The 17,986-nt window shown below is 69.6% G+C and carries 15 protein-coding genes; 6 read left to right on the top strand and 9 right to left on the bottom strand.

Annotation, left to right across the window (positions count from 1 at the left end; all coding sequences use genetic code 11):
- Positions 1-94 precede the first annotated feature (94 nt).
- Together HEB94_RS16885 and HEB94_RS16880 are read left to right on the top strand one after the other, a co-directional pair.
- Positions 95-1,105, top strand: coding sequence for an MASE1 domain-containing protein (locus tag HEB94_RS16885; RefSeq protein ID WP_192750784.1), 1,011 nt, complete (start codon positions 95-97; stop codon positions 1,103-1,105).
- Positions 1,106-1,219: 114 nt separating this feature from the next.
- Positions 1,220-2,164, top strand: a complete 945-nt coding sequence (locus HEB94_RS16880; RefSeq protein WP_192750783.1) for an aldo/keto reductase — start codon at positions 1,220-1,222, stop codon at positions 2,162-2,164.
- A gap of 172 nt (positions 2,165-2,336) precedes the next feature.
- On the opposite strand, the gene HEB94_RS16875 is transcribed toward HEB94_RS16880, so the two are convergent.
- Positions 2,337-3,296 (bottom strand): NAD-dependent epimerase/dehydratase family protein, encoded by a 960-nt coding sequence (locus tag HEB94_RS16875; RefSeq protein WP_192750782.1) that lies wholly within the window; start codon positions 3,294-3,296, stop codon positions 2,337-2,339.
- A gap of 251 nt (positions 3,297-3,547) precedes the next feature.
- A complete protein-coding gene (aceB, locus tag HEB94_RS16870; protein ID WP_192750781.1) occupies positions 3,548-5,200 on the bottom strand; it encodes a malate synthase A in 1,653 nt (550 codons plus the stop codon).
- A 55-nt stretch (positions 5,201-5,255) separates the two neighbouring features.
- On the opposite strand from aceB, the gene HEB94_RS16865 reads away from it, so the two are divergent.
- Positions 5,256-6,047 (top strand): IclR family transcriptional regulator, encoded by a 792-nt coding sequence (locus HEB94_RS16865; protein WP_192750780.1) that lies wholly within the window; start codon positions 5,256-5,258, stop codon positions 6,045-6,047.
- Here the strand turns inward: HEB94_RS16865 and HEB94_RS16860 are convergent.
- The 6 genes from HEB94_RS16860 to HEB94_RS16835 all read right to left on the bottom strand — a co-directional run bounded on the left by HEB94_RS16860 (position 6,022) and on the right by HEB94_RS16835 (position 13,171).
- Positions 6,022-7,398: an MFS transporter gene (locus tag HEB94_RS16860; RefSeq protein ID WP_192750779.1), complete on the bottom strand. Its 1,377-nt coding sequence runs from the start codon at positions 7,396-7,398 to the stop codon at positions 6,022-6,024. The genes HEB94_RS16865 and HEB94_RS16860 overlap by 26 nt on opposite strands.
- Positions 7,399-7,483: 85 nt before the next feature.
- Positions 7,484-9,601, bottom strand: a complete 2,118-nt coding sequence (locus HEB94_RS16855) for an ABC transporter substrate-binding protein (RefSeq protein WP_192750778.1) — start codon at positions 9,599-9,601, stop codon at positions 7,484-7,486.
- 49 nt (positions 9,602-9,650) lie between these two features.
- A complete protein-coding gene (locus tag HEB94_RS16850; RefSeq protein WP_202896388.1) occupies positions 9,651-10,964 on the bottom strand; it encodes an ADP-ribosylglycohydrolase family protein in 1,314 nt (437 codons plus the stop codon).
- Positions 10,957-12,108, bottom strand: coding sequence for a substrate-binding domain-containing protein (locus HEB94_RS16845; RefSeq protein ID WP_192750777.1), 1,152 nt, complete (start codon positions 12,106-12,108; stop codon positions 10,957-10,959). The genes HEB94_RS16850 and HEB94_RS16845 overlap by 8 nt, the downstream gene beginning before the upstream one ends.
- 233 nt (positions 12,109-12,341) lie before the next feature.
- Positions 12,342-12,854 carry an SRPBCC domain-containing protein gene (locus HEB94_RS16840; protein ID WP_192750776.1) on the bottom strand — a complete coding sequence of 171 codons (513 nt, stop codon included), beginning with the start codon at positions 12,852-12,854 and terminating at the stop codon, positions 12,342-12,344.
- Positions 12,851-13,171 carry an ArsR/SmtB family transcription factor gene (locus HEB94_RS16835; RefSeq protein ID WP_192750775.1) on the bottom strand — a complete coding sequence of 107 codons (321 nt, stop codon included), beginning with the start codon at positions 13,169-13,171 and terminating at the stop codon, positions 12,851-12,853. Before HEB94_RS16835 ends, HEB94_RS16840 begins: the two co-directional genes overlap by 4 nt.
- A 101-nt stretch (positions 13,172-13,272) precedes the next feature.
- On the opposite strand from HEB94_RS16835, the gene HEB94_RS16830 reads away from it, so the two are divergent.
- Complete coding sequence (locus HEB94_RS16830; protein ID WP_337917734.1) at positions 13,273-13,704, top strand: (deoxy)nucleoside triphosphate pyrophosphohydrolase; 432 nt, start codon at positions 13,273-13,275, stop codon at positions 13,702-13,704.
- A 248-nt stretch (positions 13,705-13,952) separates the two neighbouring features.
- The gene (locus HEB94_RS16825; protein WP_192750773.1) at positions 13,953-15,383 is read left to right on the top strand and encodes an HNH endonuclease signature motif containing protein; all 1,431 of its coding nucleotides are present in this window, start codon (positions 13,953-13,955) and stop codon (positions 15,381-15,383) included.
- A gap of 81 nt (positions 15,384-15,464) precedes the next feature.
- Here the strand turns inward: HEB94_RS16825 and HEB94_RS16820 are convergent, their stop codons facing one another.
- The gene (locus tag HEB94_RS16820) at positions 15,465-16,463 is read right to left on the bottom strand and encodes a hypothetical protein (protein ID WP_192750772.1); all 999 of its coding nucleotides are present in this window, start codon (positions 16,461-16,463) and stop codon (positions 15,465-15,467) included.
- A 223-nt stretch (positions 16,464-16,686) separates the two neighbouring features.
- On the opposite strand from HEB94_RS16820, the gene dxr reads away from it, so the two are divergent.
- On the top strand, positions 16,687-17,973 hold the full coding sequence (gene dxr, locus HEB94_RS16815; protein ID WP_192750771.1) for a 1-deoxy-D-xylulose-5-phosphate reductoisomerase: 1,287 nt from the start codon (positions 16,687-16,689) through the stop codon (positions 17,971-17,973).
- Positions 17,974-17,986 lie beyond the last annotated feature (13 nt).

Below are 17,986 nucleotides of genomic sequence, written 5' to 3'. Positions count from 1 at the left end.
CCGACGACCCTAGGGCGCGCTCAGGTAGATCACGGGCGGTTCGGCGCGGGGTCAGGTCGCGGCCGCCCTTGCCATCGCGCGTAGCGTGGCTAGCGTGCCATCCCACGTCCGGCGATATGCCACGGCGGCCCTGTGGAACGTCTGCGTCGCCGCCGTCTACTTCGGGGCCGGTGAGTTGGGGCTGCTCGACCAACTGCTCCGGGGGCACCTCACGCCATTCTGGCCGGCGACCGGCGTCGCCCTGGGGGCGCTGCTGCTGCTCGGTTGGCGGATATGGCCCGGAATCGCCATCGGTGGGTTTCTCGTCGGTCTCTCGATCGGTCTGCCGCTACCCGGGTGTATCGCGCTAGCCGCCGGCAACTCACTCGCACCCGTACTCGCCTGCTACCTGCTGCGCCGGGTGGGGTTCCAGGTCGAGCTCAACCGTCTCCGGGACGCTCTCGCCCTGGTCTTCCTGGGCGCATTCATCGCCATGACGGTGAGCGCGAGCGTGGGCGCCGGCCTCCTCGTGGTCAGCCACGACGAGCTGGCGCGAAGCTACGGGAGCACGTGGTTCGTCTGGTGGGTCGGCAACGCGACCGGGATCCTCGTCATCACCCCCGTGGTGTTGTTGCTGTACAGGTTCGTGAGACGGATGCTGCACAGGATGTACCAGCCGTCGCGGGTCCGACCGGCCCGGGTCGTCGAGGCGATCCTCCTTCTGGCCGGGACGTTTCTGGTGGCCATGCTCGGGACGCGGAGCAGCTTCGACGTCCTCTTCCTCGTCTTCCCGTTCCTGTTCTGGGCCGCTTGGCGTTTCCAGCTCTCCGGCGCCGCCCCGTGCGTCCTGGTCGCTTCCCTCGTGGTGACCTTCGCGGCCGAGGGCGGAACGGGGCCGTTCGCGGGGATCGACCAGTTCGCGAAACTCATCACGTTGCAGGCGTTCAACACCTCCGCCGCGCTGACCGGCCTGCTGCTCGCCGCGCTGGTCGCCGAACGCAACCGCACCTACCAGGAGATCGAACGCGCCTGCATCCAACTGGCGGACGTCATGAGCCTGCGCGACCGCGCCGCGCGGCACGCGGAGAGCTGGCGAACGCCGGAGAAGCACCGGACGCGTACCTGAGCGATCGTCTGCGCCACGGATTCCGACTGGAATCCCGATTGGTCTGGATTGGTCTGGGCGAACGCGCGCCGAGCGGACCGGGGCGGGCAGCCGACTGGCTCCTAGATTGCGGGCATGACACTGAGGAAGCGACCGCTGGGACGGTCCGGCCTCCAGGCCAGTGAGATCGGCCTCGGCGCCTGGCAGCTCGGCGCGCGGTGGGAATGGTCGGGTCCGGGCGAGGAGGAGTCCCTCCGGATCGTCGACGAGGCGCTGAAGCTCGGATGCACCTTCGTCGACACCGCTTCGCCGTACGCCGACGGTCGCAGCGAGGAGTACCTCGGGCGGGCGCTCGAAGGTCGGCGCGACCAGGCCGTGATCTGCACGAAGTTCGGGTTCTGGGCTCCTGGCTACCAGGAGGACCACTCAGCCGACCGCATCGAGGAGGCCGTGGAGCTGAGCCTGTCCCGGCTGCGTACGGACTACCTTGACGTGCTCCTGATCCACAGTCCGCCGTTCGACCTGATGGACGGCACGGCCGTTCCGCACTACCAAATCCTTCAGCGACTGGTCGACGCCGGTGTGGTGCGCGCCTACGGTGTCGCGGATCGTGCCAGCAGTGCCGACGAGCTCCGCCGGATCCTGGAGACGACCGGTAGCAGTGTGATCGAGACGAACATCAACGCCCTGGAGCAAGGTCAGCTTGACGTCATCGCGGAAGCCGCCGAGGCCGGCGTGGGCGTGATCGTGCGGACGCCGCTCGCGTCCGGGTGGCTGTCGGGGAAGTATGACGCGAGCAGCCGCTTCGCGGGCGACGATCGCGACAACTGGTGGTCGGAGGAGGACATCCGCCGCCGCGCCGGCGCGGTCGAGGAGTTCCGGACGCTGGTACCCGAGGGACTGAGCATGGCGCAGGCCGCCCTCCGCTTCGTCCTTGCCCAACCGGAGATCTCCACCGTCATCCCGGGCGCGAAGTCCGTGGCACAGCTCCGCGCCAACGTCGCCGCCGCCGAAGAACCCCTTCCGGCCGAGACCGTCGACGCGATCCGTGCGTTCGGCAAGACGAACCCGTTGCGCTGAGGGGCCGACTCGCACATGGTGCGGGCGCGGCGCGGTGCCCGGGTTCCCGGACCTCGCCGAAACGACGTTCGCCGACCAGGGAGCTCCGTCGACCATCCGTCAACGGTCCATTGACAAGAGGGTCCGGACCCTGCCGGAGACCGTCGCGGCCGTCCGGACGCGGCGGCAACGCTCAGTCGAGAGCGGGCAGGTCGCCCCGCGCGCCGAGCCACGCGACCGCCTCGTACACCGAGTCCAGCGACGTGTGGATCGGACGCCAGTCCAGTCGCGCGGCGGCCTTGGCGACCGAGCAGTTCGGGCTGTGGGCGATGTGGTCCCACGTGGCGCGGGCGGCGTCCGGGTCGACCGTCTCCTTCCAGCGGTCGTACGGCGCGAAGGCGAGCGATGCCTGCTGGCCGTACCAGCCCGCGACGGACTCGGCGTATCCGCGCAGGGTCAGTGCCGCTGGGGAGACCACGTGGAAGCTCTCCCCGATGGAGGCGGCACGGTGCTCCAGTGCGGCCAGGAACGACCGCGCGACGTCGTCCGCATGCACGTGGTGCAGCGTCTCCATCCCGAGGTTGGGCAGCAGCACCTCCTCACCGTGGGCGAGGCGGGCGAAGACTGTCAGGTCGAGGTTGCCAGCCGGGTTGATGGGACGCCAGCCGGGCCCCACGATGTGGCCCGGGTGCAGGATCGTCGCGGGAAGCTGGCCACGGCGCGCCTCGTCGAGGAGGTACGCCTCGATGGCCGCCTTCTTGACCCCGTAGTCACCGAACGGGCGGCGTGGCGCATCTTCGCTGGTCGGGACCTGCACGCTCGGCCCGTGCACCCACGCGGTCCCACAGTGCAGCAGGTGCTGGACCCTTCCCCGTAACGCCTCCGCCAACTGGCGGGCGGACTCGGGTTCGAAGCAGATCAGGTCGATCACGACGTCGGCCGCGAGGTCGGCGATGCGTTTCCCGAACGTACCGGCTGCGTCCTCGGCGGCCCGGTCGGCGACGACGCGCTCGACCCGGTTCCACACCGACGCGCGGCGGTAGGGCTCGCGCTGACCCCGGCTGACCGTGACGACGTCGTGCCCGCCGTCGACCAACGCCGGTACGAGGTAGGAACCGATGTGACCGCTGGCCCCGATGACGACGACCCTCATACGTCCACCCTTCGACGACCGAACCTTCGATGACCCAACCTTCGACGACCGAACCTTCGATGACCCAACCTTCGATGACCCAACCTTCGATGACCCAACCTTCGATGACCCAACCCGCACCGACCGAACCAACCAGCCCACCCTACGACCGCAGTCGTGGCCACGGGGCGACGGTTCGCCCCACGACCACGGCCGCGACAGAGCCTTGACGACGTGGGGTGGACGGTCGGGCCGGCCACCCCACGGGCGCCTCAGTCGATCAGTTCGTACGCCGGAAGCGTCAGGAACGCCTCGTAGTCGTCGGCGAGGGCCACGCGCTCGAAGAGCTCCCGCGCCTGGGTGAACCTGCTGGCCGCGAAGGCCTCCTCGCCGAGTTCCCTGCGGATCCCGGCGACCTCCTCCTCGACGATCCGGCGCACCAGGTCGGCCTCGACGACGTCGCCGGTGTCCAGCTTGGTCCTGTTGCGGATCCACTGCCAGATCTGGGACCGGGAGATCTCCGCGGTGGCCGCGTCCTCCATCAGGTTGAAGATGGCGACGGCACCGCCACCGCCCAGCCAGGACGCGAGGTAGCGCAGCGCGACGGCGACGTTGTTGCGCAGACCGGCCTCGGTCACCTCGCCCGGCGTCGCGGAGATGTCGAGCAACTCGTCGGCGGTCACGCTCACTTCCTCGCGCAGCCGGGAGAGCTGGTTCTGGTGGGAGCCGAGGCGGGCGCTGAACACCTCCTCGCACAGCGGAACGAGGTCGGGGTGGGCGACCCAGGAGCCGTCGAACCCGTCGCCGGCCTCGCGCTCCTTGTCGGCCCGCACCTTCGCGAGGGCGGTCTCGTTGATCGCGGGATCGCGCCGGCTCGGGATGAACGCCGCCATGCCACCCATCGCGAAGGCGCCGCGCTTGTGGCACGTACGCACCAGCAACTCGGTGTAGGCGCGCATGAACGGCGCGGTCATGGTCACGGCGTTACGGTCGGGCAGCACGAAGGACGCACCCGCGTCCCGGAAGTACTTGATGACGCTGAACAGGTAGTCCCAGCGGCCGGCGTTCAGGCCGGAGGCGTAGTGGCGGAGCTCGTAGAGGATCTCCTCCATCTCGAACGCCGCGGGGATCGTCTCGATCAGCACGGTCGCGCGCACCTTGCCGCGAACGATGCCGAGCTGCTCCTCAGCGAAGGCGAAGACCTGCGCCCACAGCCGCGCCTCGAGGTGGCTCTCCATCTTGGGGAGGTAGAAGTACGGTCCGCTCCCCCGCGACAGCAGTTCCTTCGCGTTGTGGAAGAAGTAGAGCCCGAAGTCGAGCAGCGCGCCGACGATCGGCTTGCCGTCGACGGTCACGTGCCGCTCGTCGAGGTGCCAGCCGCGCGGCCGTACGACGATGGTCGCGAGCCGGGCGTCGTCTCGCAGCCTGTACTCCCGGCCGTCCTCGGAGCTGAAGGAGACGGTCCGGCGAACCGCGTCGGCGAGGTTGACCTGGCCACCCACGACGTTGGCCCAGTGCGGGGTGTTGGCGTCCTCGAGGTCGGCGAGCCAGACCTGGGCGCCGGAGTTGAGGGCGTTGATCGTCATCTTCCGCTCGGTCGGGCCGGTGATCTCCACCCGACGGTCGACCAGGTCCCGGGGGGCCAGCGCCACGCGCCAGGCGGGTTCGGAGCGGATCTCCTTCGTCTCGGGCAGGAAGTCGAGCCGGCCGGTCCGGGCGACCTCGGCGCGGCGTTCGCTCCTGCGGGCGAGGAGTTCGTCGCGTCGAAGACCGAAACGTCGCTGCAGCTGCGCCACGAACTCGAGCGCCTCGTCGGTCAGGATCTCCTGACCGCGCTCGTCGACCTCTCCCGTCACCACGACACCCTGCGGCACCTGCACCACCCCTTCTATCTCTTCTTCATTGTGGATGATATTTTTCGTCATGCGGAATCTTCAAGACGAATGTCCGTCCGAATGCAGAGGCCACTAGGGTTTCGCCATGCGGAAGAACAGCGAGTCCGACGTGGCCGCCCCAGCGACGGGGGCCGTGCAGTCGGTCGAGCGGTCGCTCGAGCTTCTGGAACTCATGGCCGACGCCGGCGGCGAGGTCACTCTCAGCCAGCTCGCCTCCTCCTCGGGCCTCCCCGCGCCTACCATCCACCGACTCCTTCGCACGCTCGTCGCGGGTGGCTACGTCCGCCAGGAGCCGTCCAGACGTTACGCCCTCGGCCCGCGCCTCATCCGCCTCGGTGACAGCGCCAGCCGGATGCTCGGCTCCTGGGCGCGTCCCCGGCTCGAGGAGCTGATGAACGCGCTCGGAGAGACCGCCAACCTCGCGTTGCTGGACGGCGACGAGGCGGTGTACGTCGCCCAGGTGCCCTCCCGGCACTCGATGCGGATGTTCACCGAGGTCGGACGCCGCGTCGCCCTGCACTGCACGGGCGTAGGCAAGGCACTCCTCGCCCAGATGACGAACGACGAGGCCAGCGCCGTTCTCCGGCGTACCGGTATGCGCACCCTCACCCCACGTACCTTCACCGATCCGGGCGCGCTGCTGCGCGAGCTGACCGAGATCCGCGAGCGTGGGTACGCCGTGGACGACGGCGAGCAGGAGGTCGGCGTGCGCTGCGTCGCCGTGACGGTGCCCGGACCGCCCACGCCGACGGCGATCTCGGTGTCCGGACCAGCCGCCCGCATGACCGACGATCTTGTCAGTGACGCGGCGCCGCTTCTCCAGCAGGCGGCCCAGCGCCTCGCGGCCGAGCTCAGCTTTCCCGTTCGGAACTCCTGACAGCGGCGGGCCGCGGCTCGGATCGCCGCGCGTCGGGGCCGTCCGGACCGTCCGCTCCGTCGGGTCCTGAGTTCGGCTCCTCCCGCAGCGCCCGTGCGAGCCCCAGCATCGCCAACGCGGCGGCCACCGCGGCGCTCCAGAAGGCGAGCGAGAGGTCGTCGTCGGCGACGAGCCCACCGAGCGCGCTCCCCACGATGCGACCGCCGCCGAGCACGATCATGGCGTACAGGCCCTGCGCGGTGTGCCGGATCTGGTCCGGTGCGCGCCGGTCCAGGATGACCCGGCCCGCGACCATCGACACGATGATCACCATGCCGTGCAGGAGTTGCGTACCCACGACCACGCCGATCGTCGGGAACGCCGCCAGCAACCCGACCCGGATCGCCGCCGCGCCGGAACCGAGGACCATCAGCCAGCGCCAGCCCAGCCGCCGTACGAACCAGCCGAACGCCGCCATGTAGGCGAGCTCGACGAGGACGCCGAGGTTGGTCACCAGGCCGAGCCAGCGTGGGGACAGCCCGACGACCTCGGTGACCTGGAGCGGGTAGAAGGCGGAGTACGCCGTCACCGACGCCTGCAGCAGGAACATCGACAGCACGAACAACGCGGTCGCACGTCCGCGCAGCAGGCTTCCCGCGGCGCGAACCAGGTCCCGCAGGCTCGGCCCGGACCCGTGCGTGGGCGCGGCCGGGCCGCCGAGTCCGGCCGCCAGCCCGGTCGGCAGGACGTACGCCGTGACGATCGCGGCGACCGCCAGCCCGCCGGCCACCAGCGGGAGCAGCCACAACGAGTGCTCGTCGGTGAGGACGAAGTACAGCAGCACGCCCGGGACCATGTAGCCGAACGTGCCCCAGATCCGCACCTTGTGGTAGCTGACCCGGGCCAGGACCGGAATGACGCGTTGGGAGGCGAAGAAGATGCCGTCGAGCAGCGGACGCGTGGGTTCTCGCGCCATGCTGAAGACGGTGTAGACGACGAGGATCCACCAGTAGCCGCCGACGAACGCGAACACCAGCAGGGCGGCGGCCGATCCCACCAGCGCCAGCAGGAGCAGCAGTTCGGCACGCCCGTAGCGGTCCGCGGCGACCGTGAGGATCGGCGGGGCCAGCACCGCCGCGATGCTGGATGCCGCCAGGACGAAGCCGATCTGTGCCGTACTCAGGCCATGGACGAAGGCCAGGTAGACCGAGAAGAAGGGCAGCAGCGCACCGTCGACGGCGTACAGCGCCGCGTAGCTCGCGTTGGTGACCGCGAGTGGCCTGGACCGGATCCATCCGGGTCGACGATCGGCCGGGGGTGTCCCGGCGGTCGTATGTGAACTGGACGTGGTGTCTCCTCCGGTCGCGGGCACCCGCCCATCCCATCAAGGACGGGCACCTCGCCGCTAGACCGGTATCGCGGACCGGTCAGCGAACCAGCACGGCTGCGGGACGCACTCAGGTGTGCTGGTCGGGGTTGCTCCAGTAGTACGCCTCCGGGTCGTAGACCGCGGGGGTCGGGTGGGTCCAGGCGTTCACCCAGCCGCCGGACACGAGGTTCTCCCGGGCGGGAACGTTGCGCAGGTCCCGGTGCACGCCGGTGACCTGCGGCGCCTCGGCCACGCAGCCCATGAAGAACGGCCCCTCCTCGACGTGCACCTTGTAGATCTCCCAGAGCAGCTGGACCTGCTTCATCCGGTCGGTCTCGACCCGCACCCGCGCATACAGCTTCCACAACCGGTCGATTGGGGTGCCCTCCTCGGCGAGCAGCCAGGGCGGCTGGCGCTTCCAGGGGTCCTCGTTCGCCTGCGTCCGCAGCTTGTCCGGGTCGGCCGTCTGCAGGGTGAAGCCCTGGGTGTGCAGCGGCGCCCAGTGAGCCGGCGGGACCGGCACGACCGGCGCCGGGTAGATGAGCGGGGTGTCGCTGACCTCCCAGGTGGTGTACGACATGAGCTGCCCGGCCTCCCAGCGCTCCCCGAAGGTCGTGGGCGGCACCGGGTTCAGCTCGGTCGAGATGCCGACGGCCAGCCAGTTCTTCTTGATCACGTCGTTCTTCTGGATGTTCGTCCGGTCGGCGTCGGCGGCGTAGTCGAGGGTGATCCGGAGCTTCGACCCGTTCGGCATCTCCCGCAGTCCGTCGCCGTCCCGGTCGACGACGCCGATCTCGTCGAGCATCGACTTCGCCCTCTCCGGGTCGTAGGCCAGGTAGGAGTCGCGCCAGCGCTGATACATCTGACGGCCGTCGTCGTTGACGAGGTACTCGTAGGCGGAGGGATGGGTGGTGCCCGTCGTCTTCTCACCGGTGTTGAAGTAGACGCTCTTGCGTACCTCGTCGCGGTCGTAGGCATGGGAGAGGGCCTGGCGGAACTTCGGGTTCCGGATCAGCGTGCGCATCTTCTCTTCGGGATAGTCGTAGTTGAAGAAGAAGAGCGTCCCGGTGCCGGAGCCGGAGTTCCACAACACGACGTCGATGCCGCTGCGTTCGGTCGCCTGCTTGAGCGCGGAGACGTCCGGCAGCCCGATCCCCACGAACGGCCCGTGACAGTAGTCGACCCGGCCCTCGGTCACCTGGAGCTTGCGCACCTGCGGGTCGGTCACCGCACTCACGGTGATCGTGTCGATGTAGGGAAGCTGCGCACCGTCGGGGGCGACGCACCAGTAGTAGGGATTGCGTTCGAAGACGAGGCTGCGACCCTCCTGGTAGGACGTGAGCCGCCACCCGGTCATCGTCGGACAGGCAGGGTTGCGCGCCCAGTCGGCCCGGTCGTCGTGGGTGTTGAACCACTCCTCGCTGGTGATCTTCTTGTTGTACTTCGGGTGGAACTGCGCGACATAGTGCTTGGGCTGCATCCAGGTCGCGCCGTTGCCGCGCTTGACCCAAGCGGCCAGGCGCTCCGGCAGGATCGGCGCGGGTGCGTCGAAGGTGAGCACGAGGGTGTGCTCGTCGGGCGCGGACAGCTTCGCGACCGAGTTCGTCCCGGACCGTACGTCGTCGGGTGGGACCTCGGGATGTTCCTTGTTCAGAACGAGGTCTTCCCACCAGTACATGACGTCGGCCGTCGTCCACGGTTGCCCGTCGGACCACTTGAGGCCCGGCCGGAAGTGCAGCGTCCACTCGGAGGTGTCGGCGTTCGGCTCCCAGCTCTCCACGAGTCCGGGACCGATGTCGAGCCCGTCGTTCAACCACCGCAGGGGCGAGTGGCCGTACATGAACTCCTTGGTCGACCCGTCGTCGGTGCTCGGGGTGTTGAGGAGCAGGTTGCCACCGTACTTCCCGGGCGACAACCACCGGTGCGGTACGACGTAGGGGTTCTCGGGCAGCCGCTGCTTCAGGGCGGGCAGGTCGCCTGCCTTGACCCGGGCCGCCAGCATCGGCGCCTCCCTGAGGTCGGCCGGCACCGCGGGCTGCTTCGTCAACGAGCCCTTGGCGTTCGGCTTCGCGCTGGCGCCGGCGCGGGTGGGCCCGTCACTTCGACCGTCCGCACCCGACGAGCACGCGGCGAGGGTGGCGGCCGCGGCCACGGTGGCGGAGGTGCGCAGAAGATGACGTCTGGTCAACGTGTCCTTGCGTTCCACGTGGGTTCCTTTCCGGAGCCGCGGCGCCCTGTCCTCGTTGGGTGTGCTCTCAGTTCGATCCGAACGTCTCCGCGAGCCGGGTCGTACGCGCGGCCAGCTCGGAGATCCGCGAACCGTCGAATCCGAACAACGCGCTGCGCAGCCGGTCCTCGAGCGGGTCGACCCAGTGCGACGGGATGGCCTTGGCCCCGGCGAGGACGCCCGCCACCGAGCCCGCCGTCGCGCCGTTGGAGTCGGTGTCCAGGCCGCCGAGAACGGTCAGCACGATGGTCTGGGTGAAGTCGCCGTCACCCCACAGGAGACCGGCCGCGACGACAGCGGCGTTGTTGATCGTGTGGATCCAGCTGTACTGGCCGTAGCGTTCGCCGATGCCGGCCCGGGCCTCCTCCCAGCTGAGTCCGCGCTCGTGCATGTCGAGGACGTCGCGCAGGGCCTCGGTCAGCCGGGACTGCGGTGGTACGACGGCGCAGGACACCTCGAGCGCCTCGCGGGGCGAGCTCGCGGTGAACGCCGCCGCCACCAGGGCCGCCGCCCACATCTCGCCGTACACGCCGTTGGCGACGTGGGAGAGAACGGCGTCCTGGTAGGCGAGCCGGGCGGCCCTGGCCGGGTCGCCGGGGTAGACGTACCCGAACGCGTCGCCGCGGATCTGCGCGCCGATCCACTCGCGGTAGGGGTTGCGGTAGGTCGCCGTCTCCGGGGCACGCAGGCCGTAGGCGAGGTTGCGGTAGGCCACCCGCTCGGCGGTGTAGGTCTGGTGCAACGGCAGCAGCAGCCGCCACGCGTCCGCGACGTCGTGCGGGGTGAGGTCTGGACCGTGCTTCTCCAGCAGGTGCAGGCCGAGCACGGTGTAGTCGACGTCGTCGTCACGCGAACTGCCGTGCACGTTGCCGCGCGTGGTCTGGGAGGAGTTCGGGAGGATGCGGTAGCCCTCGGGCACCGGGTCCATCAGGGGGATGTAGTCGTCGAGCGGCCACGCGCCGGCGAGCTCGAGGTAGGAACGCAGGTGCGCCGGGGTCCAGTGGTCGCCCCACTCGACGGGCTTGCCGAGCATGTTGCCCGCGACCCGGCCGAGCCAGGCGCCGAGGATCCGGTCGGCGAGCACCTCACCGGTCGGAGGCGCCGAGGCCTTCGGCAGGGTCAGCGTGCCGGCCAGCTCGTCCCACGCGGTCGGCTCGACGTAGGACCATCCGGTCCGGTCCGACCTCGCCGCCATGTCGTCGAGGAGCGCGCCCAACTCCTCCGCGGTACCGGGCGAGAGCTCGGCCAACCGGCGTTCCTCCTCGCTCACGTCGAACCCGGTCTCGCGGAGCTGGATGAGCTCCCACTCCGCGAGCTCCCGTAGGTCGATCGCGTCATGCATCGCTGGCCTCCTGCTGGTTCAGTCGTACCGCTGGGTCGGGTCGTGTGCTCGGCTCGGGTCGTGCGCTCAGCTCGGGACGTGTGCTCGGTTCGGGTCGTGTGCTCGGGGTCGGGTCCTGCCGGTGCGCGGAAGCTGGCTTCTCGGGGCAGCCGCAGGTGCCCCGAGCGACCAGGTCGACGGGGACCACCTCGGCGCGGTGGGTGCTCTGGGTACCCGCGATGAGGTCGAGCAACATCTCGATCGCCCGACGTCCCATCGTCTCGACCGGCTGGCGTACGCAGGACAGGGACGGGACGGTGTATGCCGCGGCTTCCGCCACACCGTCGAAGGAGATGATCGCGACGTCGTCCGGTACCTTCCAGCCCAGCTCGAACGCCGCCCGCATCGCGCCGACTCCGAGTTCGTCCGCGGCCGCGAAGACCGCCGTGGGCGCCGGGTCGCGGGTCAGCAGCGCCAGCGCGCCGTGGTAGCCCGTCTCCCGGTCGAAGGCTCCCGCGACCGACAGTGGGCGTTCGACCGACAGGCCCGCGCCACGCATCGCGTCGGCCCAGCCCCTGCGGCGGTCGCGGGCGGTCGACAGGTGGGCGGGACCGCCGAGGTAGGCGATTCGGCGATGGCCGTGCTGGAGCAGGTGGCGCGTCGCCATCCGGGCGCCGACGCGGTTGTCCGCCGTGACACTGCTCGCGGACAGGCCGGCGACCGTCCGGTCGAGGACGACGGTCGGGACCTTCGAACGCGCCAACTCCTCGATGCTCGGGCTCGTCGAGGCGGCCGGGATGTAGAGGAGACCGTCGACCCGGCTCTCCAGGAACGTCCGTACGTAGGCGAGCTCGCGCTCCACGTCGTCCACGGCGTTGCCGAGAACGACGGCGTGACCGCTCGCGAAGGCGGCGTCCTCGACGGCGCGGGCGAGGCGGGCGAAGTACGGGTTGGAGCTGTCGGGGACGAGCAGACCGAGGACGCGGGTGCGCTTCGCCCGCAACGAGCGGGCCACGCCGTTGGGCCGGTAGCCGAGCTTGGCGACCGCCGCCAGCACCCTCGCGCGCGTCGCCGCGGCGACCGGTCGCGGGCCGTCGTTCAGCACGTAGCTCACGACCGCCGTGGAGGTCCCGGCCAGCCGGGCAACGTCGTCGCGAGTGACCACCGCGCTCCTCGTCTACAGGTGTTGTCTACTCCAGTAGATACGTTGCCGGCCAGCGTGGACCGACGGCGTGCACGCGTCAAGGAGTCGGCGGACGGCCGCCGGATACGGCCAGGCGGGGACCCCGCTCGTCGCGGGTCCCCGCCTGGTGCGCTGGGCGCTTCGTTGGTCCCGGTCGTCGCCCTGGTCGACGTCCTGGTCGACGGTCCGGGTCCTGCGCCGGGTCGTCGTCGAGGTCAGTTGTTGAACGACTTTCCGGTCTCGAGCAGGGTCTTGAGCTCGCTGAGCACCCAGGCGTGGCCACCACCCGCGCCCTGGTCCTCACCCGCGCCCGCGACCATGGCGGCCAGCGTCGGTGCACCCTCGAGTTCGTGGGTGAGCGTGAGGGAGCAGACGCCGTTCTCACCCTCCTTGATCTCGTGGGTGATGCGGGTGAAGCCCTCCGCCGCCATGGTCGGGTCCATGAGCATCCGGAAGGTCGTCACCAGCCTGCGCGGCGGGTCGGCCTCCAGCACCTCACCGTCGATGAGGATGTCGGGGCAGGAGTAACCGTTGGCCTCGCTCGCCTCCCGGAACTCCTTGGTGGGGCGGACCTTGTATTCACCGCCCGGCCGCAGGTCGTAGTCGACCAGGCCGGTGTAGCCGTAGCGCTCGGTCCACTCGGGCTTGGTGATCGCGTCCCAGATCGCCTCGGGCGTGGCCTTGATGTAGACGCGGTACATCTGGACGGCCTCGTTCGTCGTGGTCATGTCGGATTCTCCAGTTCCGCCTTGAGATCGGCCAGCGCCGACGCCTGGCGATCGGTGTACTTGTCGATCCACCGGTTGTGGATCTGTTTGATCGGCACCGGGTTCAGGAAGTGCAACTTCTCCCTGCCCGACTTGCGGGTGATGACGAGATTGGCCTCCTCCAGCACCTTCAGGTGCTTCATGACACCGAACCGCGTCATCTCCAACTCGGACTCCAACTCCGTGAGCGTGCGGCCGTCACGCGCGAAGAGCAGATCGAGCAGGAACCGACGAGTCGGGTCGGCCAGTGCCTTGAACACCCGGTCGTCGTCTGCCATGACTCCAAGGTAGGTGACCAATCAGTCACATGTCTAGCGGTTCGGCGGATCGGGTTTCGGGTGGCGTGTCGGGCGGGGGCGCCCCGGCTAGGGTTCTCGGTGTGTCCGGGCCAGCCGATCACCAGCAGACCGACGCCGCACCCGTCATCGTGGTGGGAGCCGCGATCGTCCGGGATGCGCGGCTACTCGCACAGCAACGCGCGTTCCCCGAGCAGCTCGCCGGCCGGTGGGAGCTCCCCGGTGGACGCGTCGAGCCCGGTGAGTCCGACCGGGACGCCGTGGTCCGCGAGTGCGAGGAGGAGCTCGGCGTCCGCGTCGTCGTCCACGACCAGGTCGGTCCCGAGGTGCCTCTGCGGCACGGCCGAATGGTGCTACGGATCTATGCGGCGAGCCTGACCGAGCCCGAAGCCGTCCCGGTCGCCCGGGAACACCGGGCGGTGCGGTGGGTCGAGGCGACCGAGATACCCGAGCTCGACTGGCTGGACGCCGACCTGGCCCTCGTACCCCACCTGTGTGACCTGCTGCCCGCCTGACCCGCCGGGCTGCTGGACGCCCTCGCCCAGGCGCCGGACGTCGTTTCGCCGAGATCCGGAAAACCGGGCACCGGACTGTGCGTCAGTGCCCGTCTTCTCGTACCTCGACGCTGTCGGGTGCCGCTGCGGCGCGACTTTCAGGGGGCTTGGAAGTTGACCCGGAATTGTCAGATAGAAGTTTCGCCGGTGGGCCTGAATGCCCTTGTTTTACAGGGGTTGTTGTCGGTGGTCGGGTCTAGGGTTTGGTCATGGACATCGACACCGGGGAAGGCTTGACGCATCCGTTGATGCGTTGGCTTGCCGGTGTGGGTGAGCAGATCGAAGGTGCGGTGGAGTGCCCGACTCTGTCGCTTCCGTTGCGTGAGTACGAGTCGGCGTTACGGGAGATCGCTGTCTGCGAGGCGAGGCTGGCGTCGTTGCGGTCGTCTCTGACGCGGCAAGCCGAGCTGAACGAGGTCAGGAAGCTGACCGGTGCCGCCAACACGGCGGGCTGGGTGCAGCAGGTGACGCGGATGGGCCGGCGTGAGGCGTCGGTGTCAGTTCGGCTCGCGAAGGCGCTAGACCAGACGATCCAAGCGACCGGTTCTGCTCTGTCCGAGGGCGAGATCTCGTTGGGTCAGGCACAGGTGATCGAACGCGCGATCCGCCGCCTCCCCAACGACGTCGACGCCGCCGTACGGGCGGAAGCGGAAGCCTTCCTGCTGGACAGTGCGCAGGCCCTCGACACCGATGACTTGGACAAGGCCGGCAAACACCTCTACGAAGTGATCGCACCGGAGGACGCCGAACGCCGGATCGGGAAGCAGTTGGAGGAGCACGAGCGCCGGGCTCGGGAGAGCAGGACGTTGAGCTTCGGTCCGGTCCGCGACGGGATGGGCACCATGTTCCTGCGCCTCGACGTGCCCACCCTCGCGATCCTGCAGGCACTCCTGGATCCGCTCGCTCGGCCTCGGCCGACCGGTCCTGATGGGCCGGACCTGCGCAGCAGCGAACGCCGCTATGCCGACGCCTTCGCCGAACTCCTCGCCCTGGCCCAGGCAGCAGCCAGCGCACCCACCCGCGGCAGCATCAGCCCGCGCCTCACCGTGACGATGAACCACGACGACCTCGCCAACAAACTCGGGTACGGCACCCTCAACTCCGTGCTCACCGACTCCGGCCCCGCGCACCTGCAGGTGAAGACGCAGGCCGGACCAGATGGCAGCGGAAGCGACGAGAGAAGCGGCGGGTCGGGCGGGCATGCCCTGATCGGCTACCGGATCACGGGGCCGCCACTGTCAGCGACACTGGTACGGCAGTTGGCATGCGACGCCGAGATCATCCCCGTGGTGCTTGGTGGTGACGGCGCCGTTCTCGACCTCGGACGGGGCACCCGGCTGTTCACGTACTCCCAACGACATGCGTTGGCCGAGCGTGACGGCTACTTCGGCCACTTCCCCGAGTGCCGGAGACCGGAGAAGTGGATCGAAGCGCATCACATCCAGCACTGGGTAGACGGCGGAGCAACCGACCTGAACAACGGCGTTCTCCTCTGCCAGCACCATCACACCGTCATCCACACGAAGGGCTGGACCGTCCGGATGGGTGACGACGGGCACCCCGAATACATCCCGCCGCCCTGGGTGGATCCGTACCAGAACGTCATCCGACCCAACGACACCACCCTGATCAGACGCTGAGGCGCGCGGTGCACCCTGAGCCTGCTCCGCCGGCTTCCGCCTCGACCTCAGCACCCAGAGTTCCCCAGAACCCACCCGAGCTCACGCGCCCGAGGGGACGTGCACGGTGAACTCGGCGGTGCGGACGGATCCGTCGTGCTGGAAGTCCAGGTACAGCCGATACGCACCGGCCGTCGGCGCCTCGACGTGGAAGCCCACGTCCGGTCCGGGAGCGATACGGCCGTCGCCCGGTGAGCCGTCCGGATGCACGTGCAGGTAGGCGAGGTCGCCTCCGCGCAGCGCGACGAGGTGTCCGTAGGAACCGAGGTACGGCTGCAGGTCGGTGACCGGCCGTCCCCCGCGCTCGACCTGGAACGTCAGCATGCTCGACTCGCCGGCCTTCGGCCGACCCCGCATCGTCACGGTGTACCCGTCCACCCGCGCGACGGTCGTCGGTGCGGGAAGCGCGGCCGGCTGGTAGCTTCCGGCGACCGGCACGTCGATGCCGAGGGTGGTCGCCTCGCCTCCGGTCGGGGTGAAGTCCGCGAAGGCTCGGTACGTCCCCGCCGCCGTGAAGGGCAGCCGAATCCGCCACACCCCGTCCTCGCCGAGCGTCGGATGCACGTGCCGGAACCCGGACAGGTCCCGGCGTACGACGATCAGGTGCAGTCGCTTCTCGTGCACCTCGTCGAAGGCGGTGACCGGTTGACCGTCAGCGCTGACGATCCGGAACGCGAACTCGCCATTCCGCCCGAACGTCGGGTCGGCGGACACGCGCTCCAGGGTGTAACCGTGCTCGCTGACCATCAGTCCACCGGGCAGTTCGGCCGCCGCCCCACCCGCGGCATCACCTTCCGCGTGACCGCCCTCAGCGTGGCCGCCATCAGCCTGACCGCCATCCTCATGCCCACCGCCCGCACTGTCAGCAGCGCCCGGGGTCATCTCGTCGGCCCCGTGCGCGCCGGGACCGCTTTCCTCCCGCGTGTCGACGAGTGCCGTCCTGCCAGGGCCGGAGTCGACGAGGGATCCGACTCCGTAGGCGGCACCGAACACGAGCGCCAGCCCCGCACCGAAGGCGCCCAGTTTCGTCGCCGCGTTCATGCGATTCCCCGTGCGGCGACCATCCGCACCTGGCCGGCCAGGTCGTACCTCAACGTCGTCATCGTCTCCCTCTCCGCTTATCACCCTACCCCCGTAGGGTATACGAACAAAACGGGGGCCGGGCAGCCCGGGCCAGCGCCCGACCCCACTCCACCTGACCCGCTTCCAATCGATGAGACCGACTTGGTGGATGTGTGGGGGTTGTGTCCCGTACGTTCGATCCATGAGCGCCGCCCGCCCAGACGTCACACCACCAGCCGACCCTCACGCGCACGAGTCCGACCCGCACGCGCACAGGTCCGACCAGCGCCGCCTGGTCCTGCTCGGCTCGACCGGCTCGATCGGCACCCAGGCGATCGACGTGATCGCCCGCAACCGCGACCGCTTCGCGGTGCGGGCGTTGTCCGCGAGCGGAGCCAGTCCGCGGCTGCTCGCCCGGCAGGCCCTCGACCTCGGCGTCGAGGTGGTGGCAGTCGCCGATCCGGCCGCGGTCGCGGACGTCCGAGACGCGCTCGCCGCCGAGGCCGACGCACGTGGCCGGCGCGCCGGGGAGGACGCGAGCGCCTCGAAGTCCTCAGGACCTGAGATCATCGCCGGCCCGGACGCCTCGACCGAACTCGCGGCACTCCCCTGCGACGCCGTCCTCAACGGCATCACCGGCTCGGTCGGACTCGCTCCCACCCTCGCGGCCCTCACCGCCGGCAACCGGCTGGTCCTCGCCAACAAGGAGTCGCTGATCGTCGGCGGACCGCTGGTCAAGAAGCTGGCGGCAACGGACCAGATCATCCCCGTCGACTCCGAGCACTCGGCGCTCTTCCAGTGTCTGCAGGGCAACCGGAAGCACGACGTACGCCGCCTCGTCCTCACCGCCAGCGGCGGACCGTTCCGCGGCCGGACGCGCGAGCAGATGGCCGGCATCACCCCGGAGCAGGCGCTCGCCCACCCCGTGTGGAACATGGGCCCGGTCATCACGGTCAACTGCGCCAACCTCGTCAACAAGGGGCTCGAGGTGATCGAGGCGCACCTGCTCTTCGACATCCCGTTCGACCAGATCGACGTCGTCGTCCACCCGCAGGTGGTCGTGCACTCGATGGTGGAGTTCCTGGACGGTTCCACGCTGGCCCAGGTCGGTCCGCCCGACATCCGCGTCGCGCTGTCCGTGGGCCTCGGCTGGCCCGAGCGCGTTCCCGGCGCCGCACCGGCCTGTGACTGGTCGAAGGCGGCGACCTGGGAGTTCGAACCGGTCGACGAGCGGGCCTTCCCCGCCGTACGACTCGCGTACGCGGTGGGGAGCGCGGGCGGCACCATGCCGGCCGTCTTCAACGCCGCGAACGAGGAGTGCGTCGCCGCCTTCCTCGCCGGCCGGCTGCCGTTCAACGCGATCATCGACACCCTCGAACGCATCGTCGACGAGCACGATGGGCGGAGCCCCGACGCGCTCTCCCTGGAGTCCGTCCTCGCCGCCGAGCGCTGGGCACGGCGTAGGACCGCCGAGCTACTCGCGAGCTGATCACCACGAAGCA

This window comes from Actinopolymorpha pittospori (genome assembly GCF_014873875.1).
Classification (GTDB): Bacteria; Actinomycetota; Actinomycetes; order Propionibacteriales; family Actinopolymorphaceae; genus Actinopolymorpha; species Actinopolymorpha pittospori.
This window is presented reverse-complemented; position numbering and strand designations above follow the sequence as displayed.